General features: G+C 61.4%; 16 protein-coding genes. 4 read left to right on the plus strand and 12 right to left on the minus strand.

From position 1 onward, the window contains the following. Positions 1-16: 16 nt before the first annotated feature. The 3 genes from FXN63_RS01285 to FXN63_RS01295 all read right to left on the minus strand — a co-directional run bounded on the left by FXN63_RS01285 (position 17) and on the right by FXN63_RS01295 (position 5819). The gene (locus FXN63_RS01285) at positions 17-1717 is read right to left on the minus strand and encodes a methyl-accepting chemotaxis protein (RefSeq protein WP_187395057.1); all 1701 of its coding nucleotides are present in this window, start codon (positions 1715-1717) and stop codon (positions 17-19) included. Positions 1718-2155: 438 nt separating this feature from the next. Beyond that, the gene (locus FXN63_RS01290; protein WP_148812100.1) at positions 2156-3856 is read right to left on the minus strand and encodes a methyl-accepting chemotaxis protein; all 1701 of its coding nucleotides are present in this window, start codon (positions 3854-3856) and stop codon (positions 2156-2158) included. 253 nt (positions 3857-4109) lie between these two features. Continuing rightward, positions 4110-5819 (minus strand): methyl-accepting chemotaxis protein, encoded by a 1710-nt coding sequence (locus FXN63_RS01295; RefSeq protein WP_187395058.1) that lies wholly within the window; start codon positions 5817-5819, stop codon positions 4110-4112. 77 nt (positions 5820-5896) lie between these two features. Here FXN63_RS01295 and FXN63_RS26660 point away from each other — a divergent pair, with 77 nt between their 5' ends. Beyond that, positions 5897-6034, plus strand: a complete 138-nt coding sequence (locus FXN63_RS26660) for a hypothetical protein (protein ID WP_187395059.1) — start codon at positions 5897-5899, stop codon at positions 6032-6034. Positions 6035-6102: 68 nt separating this feature from the next. On the opposite strand, the gene FXN63_RS01300 is transcribed toward FXN63_RS26660, so the two are convergent. The 4 genes from FXN63_RS01300 to FXN63_RS01315 form a co-directional block, all read right to left on the minus strand. Beyond that, the gene (locus FXN63_RS01300; protein ID WP_148812103.1) at positions 6103-6480 is read right to left on the minus strand and encodes a hypothetical protein; all 378 of its coding nucleotides are present in this window, start codon (positions 6478-6480) and stop codon (positions 6103-6105) included. Between the two features lie 220 nt (positions 6481-6700). Continuing rightward, entirely contained in the window at positions 6701-8317 is a 1617-nt protein-coding gene (locus tag FXN63_RS01305) for a methyl-accepting chemotaxis protein (protein WP_148812105.1), read from the minus strand. Positions 8318-8745: 428 nt separating this feature from the next. Continuing rightward, complete coding sequence (locus tag FXN63_RS01310; protein WP_246164999.1) at positions 8746-10194, minus strand: MFS transporter; 1449 nt, start codon at positions 10192-10194, stop codon at positions 8746-8748. Between the two features lie 171 nt (positions 10195-10365). Beyond that, positions 10366-11637: an acyl-CoA dehydrogenase family protein gene (locus FXN63_RS01315; protein ID WP_222863982.1), complete on the minus strand. Its 1272-nt coding sequence runs from the start codon at positions 11635-11637 to the stop codon at positions 10366-10368. A gap of 225 nt (positions 11638-11862) precedes the next feature. Here FXN63_RS01315 and FXN63_RS01320 point away from each other — a divergent pair, with 225 nt between their 5' ends. After that, on the plus strand, positions 11863-12723 hold the full coding sequence (locus FXN63_RS01320; RefSeq protein WP_148812107.1) for a DUF3014 domain-containing protein: 861 nt from the start codon (positions 11863-11865) through the stop codon (positions 12721-12723). Between the two features lie 152 nt (positions 12724-12875). Here the strand turns inward: FXN63_RS01320 and FXN63_RS01325 are convergent, their stop codons facing one another. Then, positions 12876-13616, minus strand: coding sequence for an ArsR/SmtB family transcription factor (locus FXN63_RS01325; RefSeq protein ID WP_148812108.1), 741 nt, complete (start codon positions 13614-13616; stop codon positions 12876-12878). A 121-nt stretch (positions 13617-13737) separates the two neighbouring features. Here FXN63_RS01325 and FXN63_RS01330 point away from each other — a divergent pair, with 121 nt between their 5' ends. Then, positions 13738-14082, plus strand: a complete 345-nt coding sequence (locus FXN63_RS01330) for an antibiotic biosynthesis monooxygenase family protein (RefSeq protein WP_148812110.1) — start codon at positions 13738-13740, stop codon at positions 14080-14082. Positions 14083-14125: 43 nt separating this feature from the next. On the opposite strand, the gene FXN63_RS01335 is transcribed toward FXN63_RS01330, so the two are convergent. From FXN63_RS01335 to FXN63_RS01350, 4 genes are all read right to left on the minus strand, one after another. Next, entirely contained in the window at positions 14126-14536 is a 411-nt protein-coding gene (locus tag FXN63_RS01335) for a tetratricopeptide repeat protein (protein ID WP_222863983.1), read from the minus strand. Positions 14537-14637: 101 nt separating this feature from the next. Next, positions 14638-15423, minus strand: a complete 786-nt coding sequence (locus tag FXN63_RS01340; protein ID WP_148812115.1) for an ABC transporter ATP-binding protein — start codon at positions 15421-15423, stop codon at positions 14638-14640. A 123-nt stretch (positions 15424-15546) separates the two neighbouring features. Next, positions 15547-16380 (minus strand): ABC transporter permease, encoded by an 834-nt coding sequence (locus tag FXN63_RS01345; RefSeq protein WP_148812117.1) that lies wholly within the window; start codon positions 16378-16380, stop codon positions 15547-15549. 43 nt (positions 16381-16423) lie between these two features. Next, positions 16424-17578: an ABC transporter substrate-binding protein gene (locus FXN63_RS01350; protein WP_148812119.1), complete on the minus strand. Its 1155-nt coding sequence runs from the start codon at positions 17576-17578 to the stop codon at positions 16424-16426. 322 nt (positions 17579-17900) lie between these two features. Between FXN63_RS01350 and FXN63_RS01355 the strand changes: the two genes are divergently transcribed. Next, positions 17901-18806 (plus strand): transporter substrate-binding domain-containing protein, encoded by a 906-nt coding sequence (locus FXN63_RS01355; RefSeq protein ID WP_148812121.1) that lies wholly within the window; start codon positions 17901-17903, stop codon positions 18804-18806. The last annotated feature ends 12 nt before the right edge of the window (positions 18807-18818 follow it).

The following is an 18818-nucleotide window of genomic DNA, read 5'->3' on the forward strand; positions in this document are numbered from 1 at the left end:
TGCTCCCTGCGTTCGATCAGACCTTGAAGGCACCCACCAGGCTGTCCAGCCGTACCGACATGTCACGCATGTCGCTGGCCGAACGCGCCGTTTCTTCCATGGTGGCGTTGGTTTCTTCCACCATCTGCGCAATGCCTTCGACGCGTTGCGCAATCGAGGTGCTGGCCGACGACTGTTCGCGGGTGGCGTGGGCCACTTCGCGCACGCGTTCCAGACTCATGTCGGCACGCTGGCGGATCTCGCGCAGCGAATCGGCCACCTGGCGGGTGAATGCCGTGCCTTCGTCCACGATCGGGCGCACCCGATCCATGGTGATCGTCGATTCCCGGGTCTCGGTCTGGACGGCATTGACCATCTGCTCGATTTCCACCGTGGCAGAGGCCGTGCGTTCAGCCAGCTTGCGCACTTCGTCGGCCACTACGCTGAAGCCACGGCCTTGTTCCCCGGCACGCGCCGCTTCAATCGCGGCGTTCAAGGCCAGCAGATTGGTTTGCGAGGCAATTTCCTTGATCGACGCGGCAATTACCGAAATCTGTTCTGCACGCGTTTGCAGACCGGCGATCTTGGTGGACGCATCGCCCACGGCGGTGGCGATGCGTTCCATGCCTTCAGAGGCGCTGTTGACCTGGCCTTCGCTGCTGCGGCACAGGCTGGCAACGTCTTCCGACAGCTGTTCGGTGTCGCGGGCGGCCTCTGAGATATGGCTGACCGAGACGGTCAGTTCTTCAATGGCAGCCGCCATCGAGGCCGTGGCCTCGCTCTGGTGGGTGGATGCCTTGGACACCTGGTGCACCGATTCCGACAGGCGCGTGGCGTCTTCCCGAAGCGCGCCGGCTTCGTCGCGCACGTTCACGATCATGCCGCGCACCGACGCCGACATGTCACCGAACGCAGCCAGCAGGCTGCCTGCCGGCACACGACCGGTGCCAAGCTGGCTGCCTTGTGTGAAGTCACCGCCGGCGGCCTGTTGCATGACCAGCACTGCACCGGTGGGTTCACCGCCCAATTGGCGCATCACACCACGCACGATCCAGATGCCGCCCAGAACCAGCACCAGAATGACCAGCACCGAGGTCACCACGCGTTCGATCAGGTCTGCACGGAATTCGGCTTCTACCCGGTCCAGGAACACGCCCGTGCCCACCACCACGCCCCAAGGTTCGAACAAGGCATTGATGTTCTGCTTGGGCAGCGGATCGGGCATGCCGGCACGGGTCTGCGTGACCCGCGCCAAGGCCTGGCCACCGGCTTTGCGCAGCACGCCCAGCCGGTCGGCAACGATCACATCCTTGGGCCGCTTGTCGGTGCCGATGTTGAATTGGTACTGGCCTTCCTGGCTGGCAATGCCGTGGACCATGGTGATTGCATCGCTGATGCGCCAGGCGAAGACGTAGTCGTCGTTTTCGCCATAGCGCATGCCGCGCAGTGCGTCATAGGCGGCGCGCTCGGCATCTTCGCGGGACATTTTCCCTTGCTCGGCCAGCGTGGCGTAGCGTTTGAGAATGCCCAATGCCGTCTGCATCACCGACTGGATTTCGGTGGTCTTGGCTTCAAGCTTGTCGTGATAGCTCAGCACCACGGAATAGGTCTGCAAGGCGATCATCAGCAGTGCAGCAATCGCCACCAAGCCATACAGCTTGGCGCGGAATCCGGCCTGCCAGCGCGAGGTGCGCGTGGCAGCAGGCGGCGGGGAAATGGAAGAATGGGTAGCGTTCATGTGGCGTCTCGGTAGGGCGGTTGTCGGCCCGAGGGGCCAGTTCAAGCCTGGTGCACAGGGCGCGATCGCAACGCGGCGGCCTTCATGCGGTTGCCGCATGATGACTGGCTGTCAGCGTGTCAATCGAAGGAACTGGCGGGTGTTTGTACGTGTTTATACGTATCTGCTGGGAAGCCGTTTTTTCAAACGTCGCATCGCGCCAACACGGTCGTCGGACCGTGGGGCAGGAGGCATGTACGGCATGCAAAAGGGATCGGATTCAGGCCGGGCGAAATCAGCGATTCGCGTGGTGCGGCTTGGGGATGCGGCATGTGAGATGCCGCATTGAAAGACCCCATCAGCCGGGCCTGCCGGCCCGACTGAACGAGGTAAAAAGTCTGAGGCAGAGATCCGTGATTGGATCTGGCTGCTTCAGACCTGCAATTCAGACTTGCAAGGTCAGACCTTGAAAGCACCCACCAGCGTATCCAGACGCACCGACATGTCACGCATGTCGCTGGCTGAACGGGCTGTTTCTTCCATGCTGGCATTGGTCTGTTCGACCATCTGCGCAATGCCTTCCACACGCTGTGCAATCGAGGTGCTGGCCGACGACTGTTCGCGGGTGGCGTTGGCCACTTCGCGTACACGTTCCAGGGTCATGTCGGCACGGCTGCGAATCTCGCGCAGCGACTCCGCCACCTGATGCGTGAGCGACGTGCCTTCTTCCACGATCGGACGCACGCGGCTCATGGTCGCGGTCGATTCCTTGGTTTCGGCCTGGACGGCATGCACCATCTGCTCGATCTCAATCGTGGCAGACGCCGTACGTTCAGCCAGCTTGCGCACCTCGTCGGCCACCACGCTGAAGCCCCGGCCCTGCTCACCGGCACGGGCGGCTTCAATTGCCGCGTTCAAGGCCAGCAAGTTGGTCTGCGATGCAATTTCCTTGATGGCCGCTGCAATCACATTGATCTGCTCGGCGCGTGCTTCCAGACCAGCGATCTTGGTGGATGCCTCACCCACGGCCGAAGCAATACGCTGCATGCCGCTGGACGCGCTGTTGACCTGGTCTTCGCTGTTGCGGCACAGGCTGGCGACACCTTCGGACAGCTTCTCGGTTTCAATCGCGGCTTCCGAGATATGGCTGACCGACACCGTCAGTTCTTCAATCGCAGCAGCCATGGAAGATGTGGCTTCGCTCTGGTGGCTGGCGGCCGACGACACTTGCCCCACGGATTCCGACAGGCGTTCGGCGTCGCGTTTGAGCGAGCCGGCTTCGTCACGCACGTTGACGATCATGCTGCGAATGGAACCCGACATGTCACCGAAGGCGGACAGCAGGCTGCCGGGGATTTTCTTGCCGCTGGTGGATGTGGTGAAGTCACCGTTGGCCGCCTGCGCCATCACGCGCACGGCACCGGCAGGCTCGCCACCCAGCTGGCGCATGACCGAGCGGACGACGACCAGGCCCAGGCCCAGCAGCACCAGCGCCGAGATGGCGCTGAGCACCACGCTGGCAATGATGTCTCGTCGGAATTCGGCTTCCACGCCATCCAGCCAGACGCCGGTACCGATCACCACGCCCCAGGGTTCGTAGATGACACCGACGTTCTGCCGTCCGACCGGCTCGGTGGTGCCAGGGCGCTTCTGCATGACCTGGTACAGACGGCGACCGCCGTTGGCGCGCATGTCGTTGACGTTTTCGGCAACGATGGCTTCGCGGGGACGCGAATCGACCACGCTGCTGAACATCATCCGGCTTTCCTGTTCGGGCGTGGCATGTACCAGGGTGGCACCGTTTTCCACCTTCCAGGCAATCATGTAGTTCTTGTTGTCGCCATAGCGCATGCCGCGCACGGCCCGGAAGGCTTGCTTCTGTGCTTCGGCCATATCAAGGGTGCCATCCTTGACCAGCTTGTCGTAGGTCGCAAGAATGCCCACCGCCGCATCGGCCATCGACGAGATTTCGTCACGCTTGGAATCAAGGGCGTCTTCGTGGGTTTTCACCACCCCGTAGATCTGCAGCGCGATCAACAGGATGGTGGCAATACAGACCAGGCCATACAGCTTCAGGCGGAAAGAATCGCGCCAGGTGTTGCGACGTGATGAGGCAGCTGTGGGGCTGGTGGCGGGCGGCGTGGAGAGAACGGCAGCCATAAAACCTTTTCTGATGGATGCGAGCGGGGGAATCTGGATACAGCGGGTATCCCGTCGTACCTACTTTGGCACTGCCGTGATCCCGGCGCGGCACGGCCGGGAAAAAGCGGTAACTGCATTAACGACCAGGCACGGAAGAACATTAGGGTTAATACCTAAATGCGCTTGGTTCTCGTTCACTTTTCCGGCTGACTTGTCTTGTGCCGCAGCAGGAGTGCTGCACGTGCAGCACGCCCGCTTCGCCATACCTTGCTCAGACCTTGAAGGCGCCTACCAACTGATCCAGGCGCACCGACATGTCGCGCATGTCGCCTGCCGAACGGGCGGTTTCTTCCATGCTGGCGTTGGTCTGTTCAACCATTTGCGCAATGCTCTCCACGCGTTGGGCAATCGCGGTGCTGGCCGACGATTGTTCACGGGTGGCATTGGCCACTTCACGCACGCGTTCCAGCGTCATGTCGGCACGGCTGCGGATTTCGCGCAGCGAATCGGCCACGTGCTGGGTCAGCGCATTGCCTTCGTCAACGATCGGTCGCACACGCGCCATGGTCTGCGTCGATTCCTTGGTCTCGCGCTGCACGGACGACACCATCTGCTCGATCTCAATCGTGGCCGATGCCGTGCGTTCAGCCAGCTTGCGCACCTCGTCGGCCACCACGCTGAACCCACGGCCTTGCTCACCAGCACGGGCGGCTTCAATCGCGGCGTTCAAGGCCAGCAGATTGGTCTGCGATGCGATTTCCTTGATCGATGCGGCAATCACGTTGATCTGCTCGGCACGTGCTTCCAGGCCGGCGATCTTGGTGGACGCTTCACCCACAGCAGAAGCAATGCGTTGCATGCCTTCGGACGCGCTGCTGACCTGGCTTTCGCTGCTGCGGCACAAGCTGGCCACGCCTTCCGACAACTGCTCGGTTTCGATTGCGGCGTCCGAAATGTGATTGACCGACACCGTCAGTTCTTCGATGGCTGCGGCCATCGAGGCCGTGGCTTCGCTTTGGTGACCGGCGGCGGATGACACCTGCTGCACCGATTCCGACAGACGGCTGGCATCGTGTCGCAACGAGCCCGCCTCGGTCCGCACATTGACGATCATGCTGCGAATCGATCCCGACATGTCACTGAAGGCCGTCAACAGACTGCCCGCGCTGCGTTTGCCGCCGAGCGTCGAGCCGCTGAAATCGCCGCCTGCGGCGCGCTGCATGACCTGTACCGCACCAGCCGGTTCACCACCAAGCTGGCGCATCACGCTGCGTACGACCAGGGAGCCACCTGCGATCAGCAGCAGCGCGGCGACGGCGGTCTGGATCAGGCTGAAGATCATGCCTTGTTGAAAGGCGTCGTTGACCCGATCCATCCAGGTACCGGTGCCGACCACCAGGCCCCAGGGTTCGAAGATCACGATGATGTTCATCTTCGGCAGCGGTGCCGAGTCGCCGCGTTTCTGCATCACGTTGTTCATGGCTTCGCCGCCACTGCTGCGGATGCTGTTCACACGGTCTGCCGCAATGACTTCCTTGGGGCGCGAATCGGTGATGTTGCGGAACTGGTTCTGGCCTTCCTGGCCCGGAATGCCGTGTACCACCGTCGTCGCATCGGAAATGCGCCAGACGAACACGTAATCGGCGTTGTCACCAAAACGCATGCCGCGCAGGGCTTCGAACGCGGCCTGCTCGGCCTGGGCGCGATCCATCTTGCCGTCGGTCACCAGCTTGGCGTAGCGCCCCAGAATGCCGGTTGCGGATTGCGATACTGATCGGATTTCATTGATCTTGGCGGTCACCTGTTGCTGGTAGTCGCTATATACCGACCAGGCCTGCAGTACCAGCACGATGAGGGTCGCCAGGGCCACCAGGCCATACAGCTTCAGACGGAACGAATCGCGCCAGCGACCTCGCGCAACGGTGGCGGGTGTCGTCGCAGTGACGGGGGAAGAAAAGGCGTCGGAGGGGATGGCAGCCATGTCGATCCTAGGATGACTGTGTAAAGACGAATGTGTCGGTGAAGCCATACGGATGACGAGCGGGCGCGGATGAGGCGATGTCGCACGTTTTGAATAAAGAGGGTCGAATCGCCAGCAATGACGCAGGTTTTCTGCTCGGGCAGATGCCGCAGGCGGGCGTGCGCGACCATGACGCGATGATGACTGAGCGCGAACGGCTCAATCGAATGAATTAGAAGGTTTTTTGGGGCTTCGGCGGTTGAGCCTAATAATTTATTAGGGAAAGCCCGAGCAATTTACTGCGTTATTTACGCAGCGCGGTTTTACCCGGTGGCAAGATAACCACGCTTTGCAGGCAGTAACGCCGGTGCTCGGGAAAACCGAAACCGATAGTGCCCGCCTCATCCGTCACTGCGTAATAGGTCTGTTCGTGAATGGCACCGCCACGCGGCGCATCGGTCAGTTTTACACCCGGATAATTCTTGCGAACAGTATGTTGACGCACGCAAATGCGATCGATATCGAATGCCAATCGTTTTATCGTCAACGGGAACGCTTTGGGCACCCGATATTCAAGATAATCCACACTGCCTTGGCGCAGTGGAAATTCAGATGTTTGAAAGGTGCTGACCGTATCGGTGTCGTTGACCAATTCGGCCGGTATCGGCAACAAGGCTTCCACGTCGCTTACGCCGCCAGACACCGCGCCGCGCATCTGGTGTACGAATTGCCAGAACTCAGTTGCCGACCGGTCGCCAGCCACGGCAATCGATGACAGGCTGCCCAAAACCAGGGCAGCTGCGAGCAGGGCGGCGGGATGACGCAGGGACATCGTCGTCGTGGGTGCGAAGAAGGGAGACCGGCACTCTATCACCCTGTCGTGCCGGCCGTACTACCACGCGTCAGACTTTGAAGGCACCCACCAGGGTGTCCAGGCGCACCGACATGTCGCGCATGTCACCGGCCGAGCGGGCGGTTTCTTCCATGCTGGCGTTGGTTTCTTCAACCATCTGCGCAATGCTCTCCACGCGTTGCGCAATCGCGGTGCTGGCCGACGATTGTTCACGGGTGGCATGGGCCACTTCACGCACGCGTTCCAGCGTCATGTCGGCGCGGCTGCGAATCTCGCGCAGCGATTCCGCTACCTGATTGGTCAGCGAAGTGCCTTCCTCCACGATGGGCCGGATGCGGCTCATCGTGGCGGTGGATTCTTTGGTCTCGGCGTTCACGGCGTGCACCATCTGCTCGATTTCAATCGTGGCAGACGCCGTACGTTCGGCCAGCTTGCGCACTTCGTCGGCCACCACACTGAAACCACGGCCCTGCTCACCGGCGCGGGCCGCTTCAATCGCCGCGTTCAAGGCCAGCAGATTGGTCTGGGACGCGATTTCCTTGATCGCCCCGGCAATCACATTGATCTGCTCGGTGCGCGCTTCCAGACCGCTGATCTGGGCAGACGCTTCACCTACGGCTGCCGCAATGCGCTGCATGCCGCTCGCCGCGCTGTTGACCTGGCCTTCGCTGTTGCGGCACAGGGTCGCCACGCCTTCGGAGAGTTGCTCGGTTTCAATGGCGGCATCCGAAATGTGGTTGACCGAGACCGTCAATTCTTCGATGGCCGCCGCCATGGACGACGTCGCTTCGCTCTGGTGACCCGCTGCGGCAGAAACCTGCTGGACCGATTCCGACAGGCGGCCTGCGTCGTGTCGCAACGATCCGGCTTCGTTGCGCACATTGACGATCATGTTGCGAATCGAGTTCGACATGTCGCCAAAGGCGGCCAGCAGGCTGCCGGGCACCCGTTTGTCACTGCGACCGCTGGTGAAATCGCCGGCAGCTGCCTGCTTCATCACCTGCACCGCACCGGCCGGTTCCCCGCCCAACTGGCGCATGACACTTCGCACGATCAGCGCACTGCTCAGGATCAGCAGCAGTGCGGCAGCCAGCGTCTCCAGCCCGCTTTTCAGCAAGCCCCGCTCGAACGCCTCGTCGACATGATCGAGCCACACGCCGGTACCCAATACCAAGCCCCACGGCTCGAAAATCATGGTGATGTTCTGCTTGGGCAGCGGATCGGGCGAGTCGCCCCGTTTCTGCATCACCAAGGTCAGTGCCGAGCCGCCTTGGCTGCGCAGTGCCTTGACGCGATCGGCGGCAATGACCTCTTTGGGGCGGGAATCGACAATGGCGCGGAACTGGTTCTGACCTTCCTGAGCAGGATTGGCGTGCACGACCGTCGTGGCATCTGCCATGCGCCAAACAAACACGTAGTCGGCATGGTCGCCAAACCGCATGCCACGCAAGGCTTCAAACGCCGCGTGTTCGGCCTGCGGGCGCGTAAGTTTGCCGTCGTCCACCGCTTTGGCAAAGCGCGTCAGAATGCCGATTGCCGACTGCGCCACCGAGCGAGCCTCTGTAGTTTTGGCTGCGATCTGCTGGCGATAATCGCTGTAGACCACCCAGGCCTGCAAGGCGATCACGATCAGCGTGGCCAAGGCCACCAGCGCGAAAAGCTTCACGCGAAACGATTGATGCCAGCGCGATCTTTGAGCGGTGTTCAGCGTACTGGGCGGGGAAGTCGGGGTTTGGGCTAGAGGGGTAGTCAAGTTAATCCTGAACAACAGGTGAATGCTAAGAATCGGTGAATGTGCACGCGAACTACCGTCTTCGTTTTGCGCAAATCAACGCAACCGGGGCGTGGGCAAAAAAGACGTGGCGGATAAAAAAACCCGTGCTGAACACGGGCTTGAATATCGACGCAAAGCATCCTTGTCGCGAGACGACTCAACCAGATTGATTAGTGGTGCTGGTGGGATAGTTTTTTATCGGGGTGGAAATATATGACGGTTTTTTTCTCGCCGCAATATCATTTGCGGCAATTAATTATTCCGTTGTTCGATATCAGACTGTCATCAAACTGAATTCCAAGGCGGTGTGCATCCCGTCGCTAGCTGGACGTTTTTGCCCGGTGTCCGCTGACTTCATCACCCGCATCGTGCGGCAGACGCATGGCGTCGATCACGGCCAGGGCGGCAAGCACGCCCATGGCTGCCAGCGCCAGCTGGAAGTCCAACATCGTCGGCAGCGCGTCTGCACCCACGGGGCGGCTGACGTAAGCCGCCACCTGCAAGGCCAGCGCGCCCAGCGCCACGCCCATGCCGGCATTCATCTGCTGCAACACGCTGAACAAGGTGGTGCTGCCACTCATCTGCGCGGGTTTCACATCGGCAAACGCAATCGTGTTGAGCGCGGTGAACTGCATGGATCGGCACGCCCCGCAGAAGAACAGAATGGCCGCCATGACCGGAATCGGGGTGGCGGGCGTAAGCAGGGCGCAGCCCGCAAAACCCACCGCCACCAGCAAGCCGTTCACTACCAGCACCTTGCGAAAACCAAAGCGGCGCAGCGTCCAGGTGGTACCGGGTTTCATCAGTAGATTGCCGGCGAACAGCGCCAGCATCAGCATGCCTGCCGTGACCGCCGACAGGCCGAAGGCCAGCTGGAACATCAGCGGCAACAGGAACGGCGCGCTGCCGATCGCAATGCGAAACAGTGAACCGCCGAGCACATTCACGGCAAAGGTAGGCACCGGCAACGCCGACACATCGACGAGCGGATGAGGGGTGCGCTTCATGTGGCGCAGCGTCAGCACGATGCTGATCACGCCCACGCCAAGCGTGGCGGCAACCAGCGGTCCCTGCAAGGGCATCTGGCTGGCCAGTTCCAGCCCGATCATCAACGCCGTGCATCCCAGCGCCGACAACACGAAGCCGGTCTTGTCGAAGGGACGGATGCCGCCCGGTGCCCCGCGAATCCAGCGCAACGCCAGCACCAGGCCAATCAGGCCAAGCGGAATGTTGAGATAGAAAATCCAGTGCCAGCCGAAATGCGTGGTGATGAATCCGCCAATCGGCGGCCCGATCACCGGTGCCGCCAAACCCGGCCAGGTGATCGTGGATATCGCCCGCACCAGGTCTTTTTTGCTGGTGCCACGCAAGACCACCAGTCGCCCCACCGGCACCATCATCGCCCCGCCCATGCCTTGCAGAATGCGGGCGGCGGTGAAGGTTTCCAGCGTGGTTGCCAGTCCACAGGCAAGCGATGCCAAGGTGAAGATCGCAATCGCACTGCCGAACACGCGACGCGGCCCGAAGCGGTCTGCCAACCAGCCACTCAGGGGAATGAACACGGCCAGCGCCAGCAGGTAGGCGCTGATGCCGATCGATAACTGGGCGGGTGCCACCCCAAAGCTGCGCGCCATTTCTGGCAAAGCCGTGGTGATGACGGTTGCGTCGAGGTTCTCCATGAAGAACGCACCAGCAACCAGATAAGGGATGTAGCGCGCGCCGGATGCGTCAGGCGCATCAGGTGTCATCGGCTGAGATGCACTGCTCAAGGGAAAAGCCTTCGTGGCGGTCCCGGCGAGCGCCGGGAAGATGACGGGACAAGGCGCTCATGTTACGCCTCGCTCTTTACGCCTGGGTCATTACGCCCCGCCCGTTATGCCTCCCTCCTTGCTTGCCTCTTGTCCGTGTCGGCTTTCCGCCGCCGTGTCGTCGCCACGGACTTACAGGAAGCGTCCTTCCGACAGCAGTTCAGTGGCACCGTTGATCAGGTAGTCGCCAGTTGCCTTGGCCTTGTAGGCCGTCGGGTTGTGGCTGATGACAGTGCGGATATTGCGCCAGTGGCGATCCAGGTTGTGTGCGCGCCCGGTGGCCGACCCGCCGGCTATGTCGAAGATCAATTCACCCGCACGTGGCCCGAGCTGCGCCACCAGCACCTGGGTCTGCGCGACTGCAAGCGTGCTTTCCAGGACCAGCGCATCGGCGTTGTCTGCATGGTCGATGATCGCCTGATACGAACGATCGAGCGCGGCAGCCGCGTCGCGCACCAGCAAGGGCAGGGCGCGGGCAATGGCGGCGATTTCGCCCACCACTTTCTGCGTGAAATAGTCGCCGCCTGCCGTCTCGGCATGGCTGTGGGCAATCGGCCGGGCATGGCTGCGGACATAGGCAACGGCATCGTCGCGCACGGCTTGTGAGATGCCCGCTGCCACGGCGGCCAGGTGCAACTGGCGGAACGACGACGCATAACGTCCGATCAGGTTGGCGCTGCCGCCTGACGCAATTTCCGCTTGCCACACCTTCACGTTGTCGACGGTAATCGTGCCACTGGCCGTCAGGCGTTGGCCCATACCGTCCCAGTCGTCCACCACCGACACACCTTCGCGGGTGGCAGGTACCGTGACCACGACGCGTTGCTCGTTTTCATCGTTGGCGCTGATGTACAGATAGTCGGCATAGATCGAACCGGTACCGTAATACTTGCGGCCGTTCAGGCGGAAGTGGTCACCTTCACGGGTCAGCCGGGTGTTCAAGATGCCGGGCCGGGGCGTGCCGCGTTCAGTGCTGCCCGCCGCATAGATTTTGCCCGCCAGAAAGCGCGGTACGTGCTCGGCCAATTCGGCCGGATTGCGATGCAAAGTCAGCTTCTCACCAAAGCCGAAATGCGAACGCAGCGAGTGCGCCACCTGCGGGTCTTTGGCGGCCAGCGTCAGCAGCAAGTCGAACACATCCTGCACGGATCCACCCGGCCCGCCCAGGGATGCAGGTATGCGCAGACCGGTCAGCCCGCTGTCGCGCAGCAGTTGGAAGCCTGCAAAGGGATATTCCCGCTCACGCTCGCGTTGGCTTTCACCCTCGCCGATCTGTGCCGACACCGGGACGATGCGGTCGAGCAGGGCTTGCAAGCTTGGAGTGGTTGGTGCGGCGGATGACTGCACCGATGAGGACGCACGCGAATCTGACCTGGACGAATCCAACACAAGCGAAAGAGGCACGATAAATTCCGATGAGGCTTATGGAAGGCCGCATCCGGGCGATGCGCGGCCAGCCAAAAAGCATACGTGCTGGGTCCGTCCGGGAAAAATAGCTGTGTGCGATATGCATATCCTTGCGCGTGCCGCGAAGACCGTGCAATCGCACGAGCGGTCAGCGGGCGACGCCCTGCCGATGTTAGGATTGACCATCCTCTATCTGTATCAGAAGGACGCGACGAAGACGCCATGAAGAGACTACTCACCATTTTGCTGCTGGTTCTCGTGGTCATCGGGGGCCTGCTCTGGTGGCAAAAACGTCAGAGCGCACCGACGGCGCAGACACAGGCACCGCAGGTCGTCCCGCCTTCGTCAGATGCTGCACAGACACCCCCCACGCCGCCAGACGCATCGCTTGCGGCCCCGTTGCCTGAGCAACCCGCCATCAAATTCCCCATCGAACCGGTGCCCGAACAAGGTGGCAAGCCGCCCGTGGCCGCAGGGGCCAATCTGAGCGAATCGGTGACTGCACTGGCCGGCAAGGACAAGACGCTGTCCTACCTGCATCTGGATGGCCTGGCGAATCGTTTTGTCGTCACTGTCGACAACCTGGCACGTCCGCACGCCGCGCCGCGCCTGTGGCCGGTCAACCCCACGCCGGATCGTTTCACGGTTGACCCAGATGGCACCAGTACGGTGATCGGTGCCAGCAATGCGGCGCGCTACAAACCCTTCGTCAATTTTGCCCAGTCCGTCGATGCCAAACGCGCGGTCGAGGTCTATACCCATTTCTACCCCGACTTCCAGGCGGCCTACGAAGAGATCGGTTATCCCGGCCAATATTTCAATGACCGCTTTGTTGCCGTGATCGATGATCTGCTGGCCACGCCAGAGGTCGAAGAACCGATCAAGGTGGAACTCACCGAGATCAAGGGCGACGTCAACACCCAGCGGCCGTGGGTGCGTTATCAGTACGTGGATTCGCGCCTTCAGGCCCTGTCCGCAGGTCAGAAGATGATGCTGCGCATGGGCTCGGAAAACCGCAAGATCGTGAAGGCCAAGCTGCAAGAGATCCGTGCGGAAATCGCACGTGGTGCGCCAGCGCAGTAAGTCGGCAAGCCGTTGCGCATGAACCTGCTTGCGGTGATCCGCATCAGGTCATGTGCCTTTGAATCAGGTCATGTGCCTTTGATGATGAGTGTCTGAGCGTTCATGCTTGGCCGTTTATACGTGGCAGTTCATACATGGCCATCCGACCCGGATCATTTCCTCTGGACTTGATCCGGCACCGCAATTCCCCAGCGCGTCATGAACTCCCGTTCACCCAGGCGCGTCACCTGTAGCGCACGCGTATCCAGATCACGGCTGATCCATTGCCGTGCTTCGATGGCGGCAAGCACGGCGGCACCCAGCGCACCGCCCAAGTGTGGGCGGCGCATGCTCCAGTCCAGGCATGCACAGGCAAACCGCCGACGCAGCTTGCGTGTGGCGTTCACGTCCACCCCCAAGGCTGTCAGCGAGGCCTCGCCCTCGGCACTCACCACATAGTCAGTGCGATCCGGGTCGCCATGAATGCCGGCCGGCGCATCGGCCTGCAACCAGCCCGCGCGCATGAAGTGATCGTGAATAGCCACCCCCAAGGTGCCGGCCATATGGTCGTAGCAGGTGCGTGCCAACTGCAATCGCCCGGGCGTCGTTGGCGCAAACACCGGCATGCGCATGCCGGCCAGCACCATCAAGGCTTCAAGCGCCGCCGCAACATGCTCATCGGCCAGGGCGTAATAACGGTGCTTGCCCTGCGCATACATGCGCAGCAGGCGCAGTTCTCTAAGCTTGCTCAGATGCGCGCTGGCGGTCGATGGGCTGACTTCCCCCACCACCGCCAGTTCGGTACTGGTGCGGGCATGGCCGTCCATCAGCGAGCACAGCATGCGCGTACGCGCAGGCTCGGCAATGGCAGCGGCAATATGGGAGATGCGGGTGTCGGAGAGTTCTGCGGTCATGCCAGCATCGTAGCGAAGACTGGCGCACACGCTTCGGCCTGCAACGAATCGTGGTGGTGGATGGGCTGGCACAGTGCGGAACATAATTTGCCTCAAGTCTTGCCCAAGGAGTCCGCACCCCATGATCGCCGTCATCTTCGAAGTCAACATCCACCCCGACCACAAACAGACCTATCTGGACATTGCAGCGGGTTTGCGTCCGCTGCTGGCCGATATCGATGGATTTGTGTCGATTGAGCGCTTCGCCAGTCTGAGCGATCCGGGCAAGATTCTGTCGCTGTCGTTCTGGCGTGATGAGGAAGCGGTGCAGCAGTGGCGACGCATCGAGGCGCATCGTGCTGCGCAAGCAGCGGGCCGTGAAAACGTATTCGAGGATTACCGATTGAGCATCGCGGAAGTGACCCGGCGCTACGGCATGAACGATCGGGCACAGGCACCGACAGACAGCCGCGCGGTGCATGGGTGAGGGTGTCCTGTAGATACGTGGCTGTGGTCAGGCGTTGACGCGATCAACGCTTTTCTGCTGCCGCCACGGCCTCTCGCAGTTGCGTCAATTCCAGGCAGCCCTGCAAGCACAGGAATTCCAGCTTCTGCACATTGTTTTTCGCGCGCTGCAATTGCCCGGTCTTGATGAACAGCTCGCCCTGATACTCAATCGCGTTGCGATGATCGGGGTCGTAATACAGCGCTTCGCGATACCACTTCGCTGCCTCGTCGTACTGACCCAGATTGCGCAGGCTGAAGCCCAGCAGGTTGTACAGGTCGGCATGTTTCACGGTGGCCGTCAGTGCCCGCAGATCGTCGGCGGCCGACTGATAATCCTTGGCGTAGACCTTGGCACGAATCGGTGCCAGGTCAGGCAGGTCGGTCGATGCCGGTGTGTCGGCGGCGAAGGCCATGCCGAAGGGGGCGACAAGCATCGCGGCCGCCACAACTGCAGCCGCAAGCCGGTCCGAAAAACGGCGGGTCACGGCATGGTTTGTCACGTCGCCCCGAGCGCGGCCATGCATTGGCTGCGCCGTCACGCCGCCGCTCGCAGTGCCTGCACGTCGTTGCGATTGTGCATGGCGTCCATCACCTGACGTTTGACCGCGGCAAACTCGGCGCTTGCCCGGTCACGCGGCAAGGGCAGCGTGACCGGAATTTCCGCTGCGATGCGGCCAGGTTTGGCGTGCATCACCACGATCTTGTCGCTCAGGTAAATGGCCTCGTCCACATCGTGTGTCACCAACACCATGGTGACGCGCTCTGAGCGCCAGATGTGCAGAATCTCTTCCTGCAGGCGTTCACGCGTCAGGGCGTCGAGCGCACCCAGCGGTTCGTCCAGCAGCAGAATTTCAGGCCGCCCCGCCAGCCCACGCGCAATGGCTGCGCGTTGTGCCATGCCGCCCGACAACTGGTGCGGATAGGACGACTCGAAGCCCTGCAGGCCCACCAGCACAATGTGGTCATGCACCCGTTTCTTGCGTTCCGCCTCGGGCAGTCCGGCGTTCTCCAGACTCAGGCCAATGTTCTGTTCCAGCGTCAACCAGGGCAGCAGGCGATGGTCCTGAAACACAATGCCGCGCTTCAGGCTGGTACCGACGATGCGCTCACCGTCCAGCAAGATGTCACCGCCGTACTCGTCGTCCAGCCCGATGGCCAGACGCAGCAGGGTGGACTTGCCGCAGCCGCTTGGCCCGACGATGCTCACGAACTCGCCGGGTGCCACGTCGAAGCTCACCCGATCCAGCACCTTGAATTCGGCCTGGTCGACCGCGTAGGACTTGCTGACCTGCTTGAATTGAAGACTGCCGCGTGTCGACATGGGGGTATCCTGTGTTGTTGCTGGTGCTTTGTTGCTTGTGCGTTATTGCAGTGGCCGCTTGGATGTTCGCGGCCACGGTTCAGTCATCGAAGTTCAACCACCGTCAGTTCAACCACCGTCAGTTCAACCCTCGAACCCTTGCTTCCAGCGCAGCACGCGCTTTTGCAGCAGGAACATCAGCCGGTCGATGCCAAACCCCACCAGCCCGATTACCACCATGCAGACCAGCAGCTGGTCTGTCATCAACAAGGCCTGGGCACGGAAGATCAGGAAACCGACGCCGTGAAGCCCGCTCAGCCCCTCGGCCACCACCACCATCGCCCACGCCAGGCCAGCTGAATAACGCAGGCTGACCATGATGCTGGGCACGGCGCTGGGAATGATCACCTTGCGCACCAGCTGGCTACGCGTCAGCGTCAATACCTTGGCCAGCTCGACATAGTTCTTGTCGACGCTGCGAATGCCTTGCAAGGTATTCAGGAACACCGGGAAGAACACGGTCTTGGCAATCACCAGAATCTTGGCGGGTGCGCCGATGCCCAGCCACAGCACGATCAAGGGCAACCACGCGATGCCGGGAATGTGGCGGATGCTGTCGAAGGTCGGGCCCAGGAAGCGCTCGACATTCTTTGACAGGCCAGCCGCCACGCCCAGCACCAGGGCTGCCACCGATCCGTAGATGAAGGCCTGGCTGACAATGGAGATGCTCTCTGCAAAATCCTTGTGAAAGGATTCGGCGAACAGCATCTTGAAAAACGCCTTGGCCGTGACCGCAGGCGAGGGCAGGAAAATCGGCGGTACCCAGCGATACCAGGATGCCGCCTGCCACAGCGCAAGAATGCTCAGGGGCAGGATCAGCCCGATCCACCAATTCGCCCTGGGCAAGCGTGCCTTGAAGGGCGTGGCGGCCGGGATCTTGCGGGCCGTCGCAATGACGGGAGGGGCCGTGGCGCTCATGGATGCGTCCTCTGGATAGCGCCGGGGTAATCAACCCCGAACGTCATTGGTAGACCGAGTATTCGGCCTTGCCGAAGAAGCGGGCATCGACGAACTTGTCGATCTGGTCGTCACTCAGGCGACGGTCGGTCAGAATATCGTCGCCTTTTTCCACATACCAGGCCTGGAATTCCTTGATATTGCGACGCGCGGCATCCGCATCCGGTTCGCCTTTCATGAATTCAAAGCTGGACGGGTCGGTAATCTGGAATTTGGCAATATGCACCGGTACGCGAGTGCCTTCCGCAATAATCTGCGAGGCCTCATCGATATTCTCGCTGATCCATTTCTTGGTGCGTTCGTGTGCGGTCAGGAATGCCTTGACCGAATGCGGGTATTTATTCACGAAATCACGCATCGCAAAATAAGACACCCGACCCGCGCCATTCACATATACCCCGTCATTGGGCGAACGGCCTACCACCTTGACCTGACCGGTTGCCCACAGCGCGGCGGCATTCGAGGTTCCCAAGTGGGCAGCGGTGGCGTCGATGGCACCGCTCAACAGCGCAGAATTCACCGCCGCCACGTTGTCGATCGACTGGTAGCGCACCTTGCCTTGCTCCTTACGCGAATCCAGGGGCAGGCCTGCCTTGGTCAGAATCTCGAAGGGCGAAGTGAAGTAGCAGCTGACACGGCTGCTGGCGAATTTCTTGCCTTCCAGGTCGGTCACGCCCTTGATGCTGTCGTCATTGGCACGCGCCAGAATGGGGGTACGGAACTGGTCGGATGGCTCGGACAGCCACACGATCACGGCATCCAGGCCATTGGCGCGGTGCACCGTGGCCGGGTAGACCATGCGCTGTGCAATGGCAATGCCGCCACGATCCAGCGCGGCGGATTCGGCACCGACCAGTTCAGCCGTACCGGTGGCCACCAGGTTGACCTCGGGAATGCCGACGCGGTCGAACTCTTCTTTCAGAAAGCCTTTTTGCTTGGCAACCACCGTCCACGGGCGCAGCTGCAAGTTGATGAAATCGAGTTTCTGCTCACCGGCTTTGGCGGTGGGCGAGGTGTTCTGGGCTGCCACCGCGTAGGTCTGCACCGCACCCACGGCACCGACGGCGGTTGCCACGGCAAGGGCGATTTTCAGCACGCGCGGGCTGATTTTATTGGCTCGTTGCGTCAATTGTGGCTTGTTCAATTGTTCGGCAGGCATGATCGATTCCCGTAATCGGTTGCGGATACTCGGTATGTGAATGTCGATATACGGAAATCGTCGCCGGCAGTTAATGCCGGGGAATCGAGTTTGCGGATAATCGAAGTGTGCGTTTTGCGAAAGAGGAATATATCAATCGGTGTCGTCGCCTGTTATATCGAGTTGCTATAACCATCTGGCTGCACTTTCTGGTGATATCCATATGCGTATCCAGAAATAAGGAAACAAGAAAAGGGTATTAACGCGCAGAGGCAGGCTTGGATATAACAGGGGCTTCCTCACGCTCGCGGCGTTGTTGTTCCCGCGTCTTTCACTGGTTGCCATGTCCAAGCCTGCTCGCCCATTCCGCTTTCTGCCGTCGCACTGGCTGGTGCTGGCCGGTCTGTTCGGACTTGCCGGTCTGTTCGGACTTGCCGGTCTGGCGGTGGCCGCGACCTATCCGTCTGCGGATCTGTCTTCCAACGCGATCGCGCCGCGTGCCCATGCGTCGGTACACACCGCCGCACACCCGTCAGGCCGACCCGCACTGCGCGTAGGGGTTGAAGCCTTGCCGCGTGGTGAGCGCCCGGGCGATGTCCGGCTCTACACCGAAGAAGGGTTTGAATTCGAGCTTGGCGCGTCTTTGGCGGCGCGTCTGGGCCGGGAGGTCCGGTATGTGAAAGTTGACTTGGCGCAGCGGGGGCGGGCGCTGGACGACGGGGCGATCGACGTCTTCGTGGGGCGTTTCGCTGCGCGTCCAGTGCTCGCCGGGACGGATGTGTTCGTCAGCGGGTATCGCTCGGGCCTGAGCGTGGCCATGCGCACCGACACCACGGTGCGAAGCTGGAAAGACCTGGCGGGTCGCACGGTGTGCGTGTCCGACGCCAATCTGCAGGCGCGCGACACCGCGATCCGTCACGGTGCGCTGGTGAAAGTAACCGAGGTGCCCGCACTGTCGCTGATGCAGGTGCGCACCGGTGAATGTGACGCCGCGATCCACGATGCTGCGCTGTTGCAGGCCTTGTTCGAAGACAGGAAGTGGGAGAAGTTCTCGGCGAGCTTGCCGGCGACTGACCCGCTGCCCTTGTCGGTGGCGGTGGCACACAACGCGCCCGAATTGTCGGCAACCGTACGCGAGGTATTGGCCTCGTCGCGTCAGGCATCTGCCTGGCGTGAACCCACCAAGAAATGGGCCAGCAACGTCGCCTTCGAAGTGGACCTCGAACAAGACTCGCCTGACTGCCATTGAGCGCAGGCAGGG

It is taken from the genome of Pigmentiphaga aceris, from assembly GCF_008119665.1.
GTDB lineage: Bacteria > Pseudomonadota > Gammaproteobacteria > Burkholderiales > Burkholderiaceae_B > Pigmentiphaga > Pigmentiphaga aceris.

Coding starts and splice junctions, on each gene's coding strand:
- FXN63_RS01285 (WP_187395057.1), bottom strand. CDS start 1,717: ATGAACGCTACCCATTCTTCCATTTCCCCGCCGCCTGCTGCCACGCGC.
- FXN63_RS01290 (WP_148812100.1), bottom strand. CDS start 3,856: ATGGCTGCCGTTCTCTCCACGCCGCCCGCCACCAGCCCCACAGCTGCC.
- FXN63_RS01295 (WP_187395058.1), bottom strand. CDS start 5,819: ATGGCTGCCATCCCCTCCGACGCCTTTTCTTCCCCCGTCACTGCGACG.
- FXN63_RS26660 (WP_187395059.1), top strand. CDS start 5,897: ATGTCGCACGTTTTGAATAAAGAGGGTCGAATCGCCAGCAATGACGCA.
- FXN63_RS01320 (WP_148812107.1), top strand. CDS start 11,863: ATGAAGAGACTACTCACCATTTTGCTGCTGGTTCTCGTGGTCATCGGG.
- FXN63_RS01325 (WP_148812108.1), bottom strand. CDS start 13,616: ATGACCGCAGAACTCTCCGACACCCGCATCTCCCATATTGCCGCTGCC.
- FXN63_RS01330 (WP_148812110.1), top strand. CDS start 13,738: ATGATCGCCGTCATCTTCGAAGTCAACATCCACCCCGACCACAAACAG.
- FXN63_RS01335 (WP_222863983.1), bottom strand. CDS start 14,536: ATGCTTGTCGCCCCCTTCGGCATGGCCTTCGCCGCCGACACACCGGCA.
- FXN63_RS01340 (WP_148812115.1), bottom strand. CDS start 15,423: ATGTCGACACGCGGCAGTCTTCAATTCAAGCAGGTCAGCAAGTCCTAC.
- FXN63_RS01345 (WP_148812117.1), bottom strand. CDS start 16,380: ATGAGCGCCACGGCCCCTCCCGTCATTGCGACGGCCCGCAAGATCCCG.
- FXN63_RS01350 (WP_148812119.1), bottom strand. CDS start 17,578: ATGCCTGCCGAACAATTGAACAAGCCACAATTGACGCAACGAGCCAAT.
- FXN63_RS01355 (WP_148812121.1), top strand. CDS start 17,901: ATGTCCAAGCCTGCTCGCCCATTCCGCTTTCTGCCGTCGCACTGGCTG.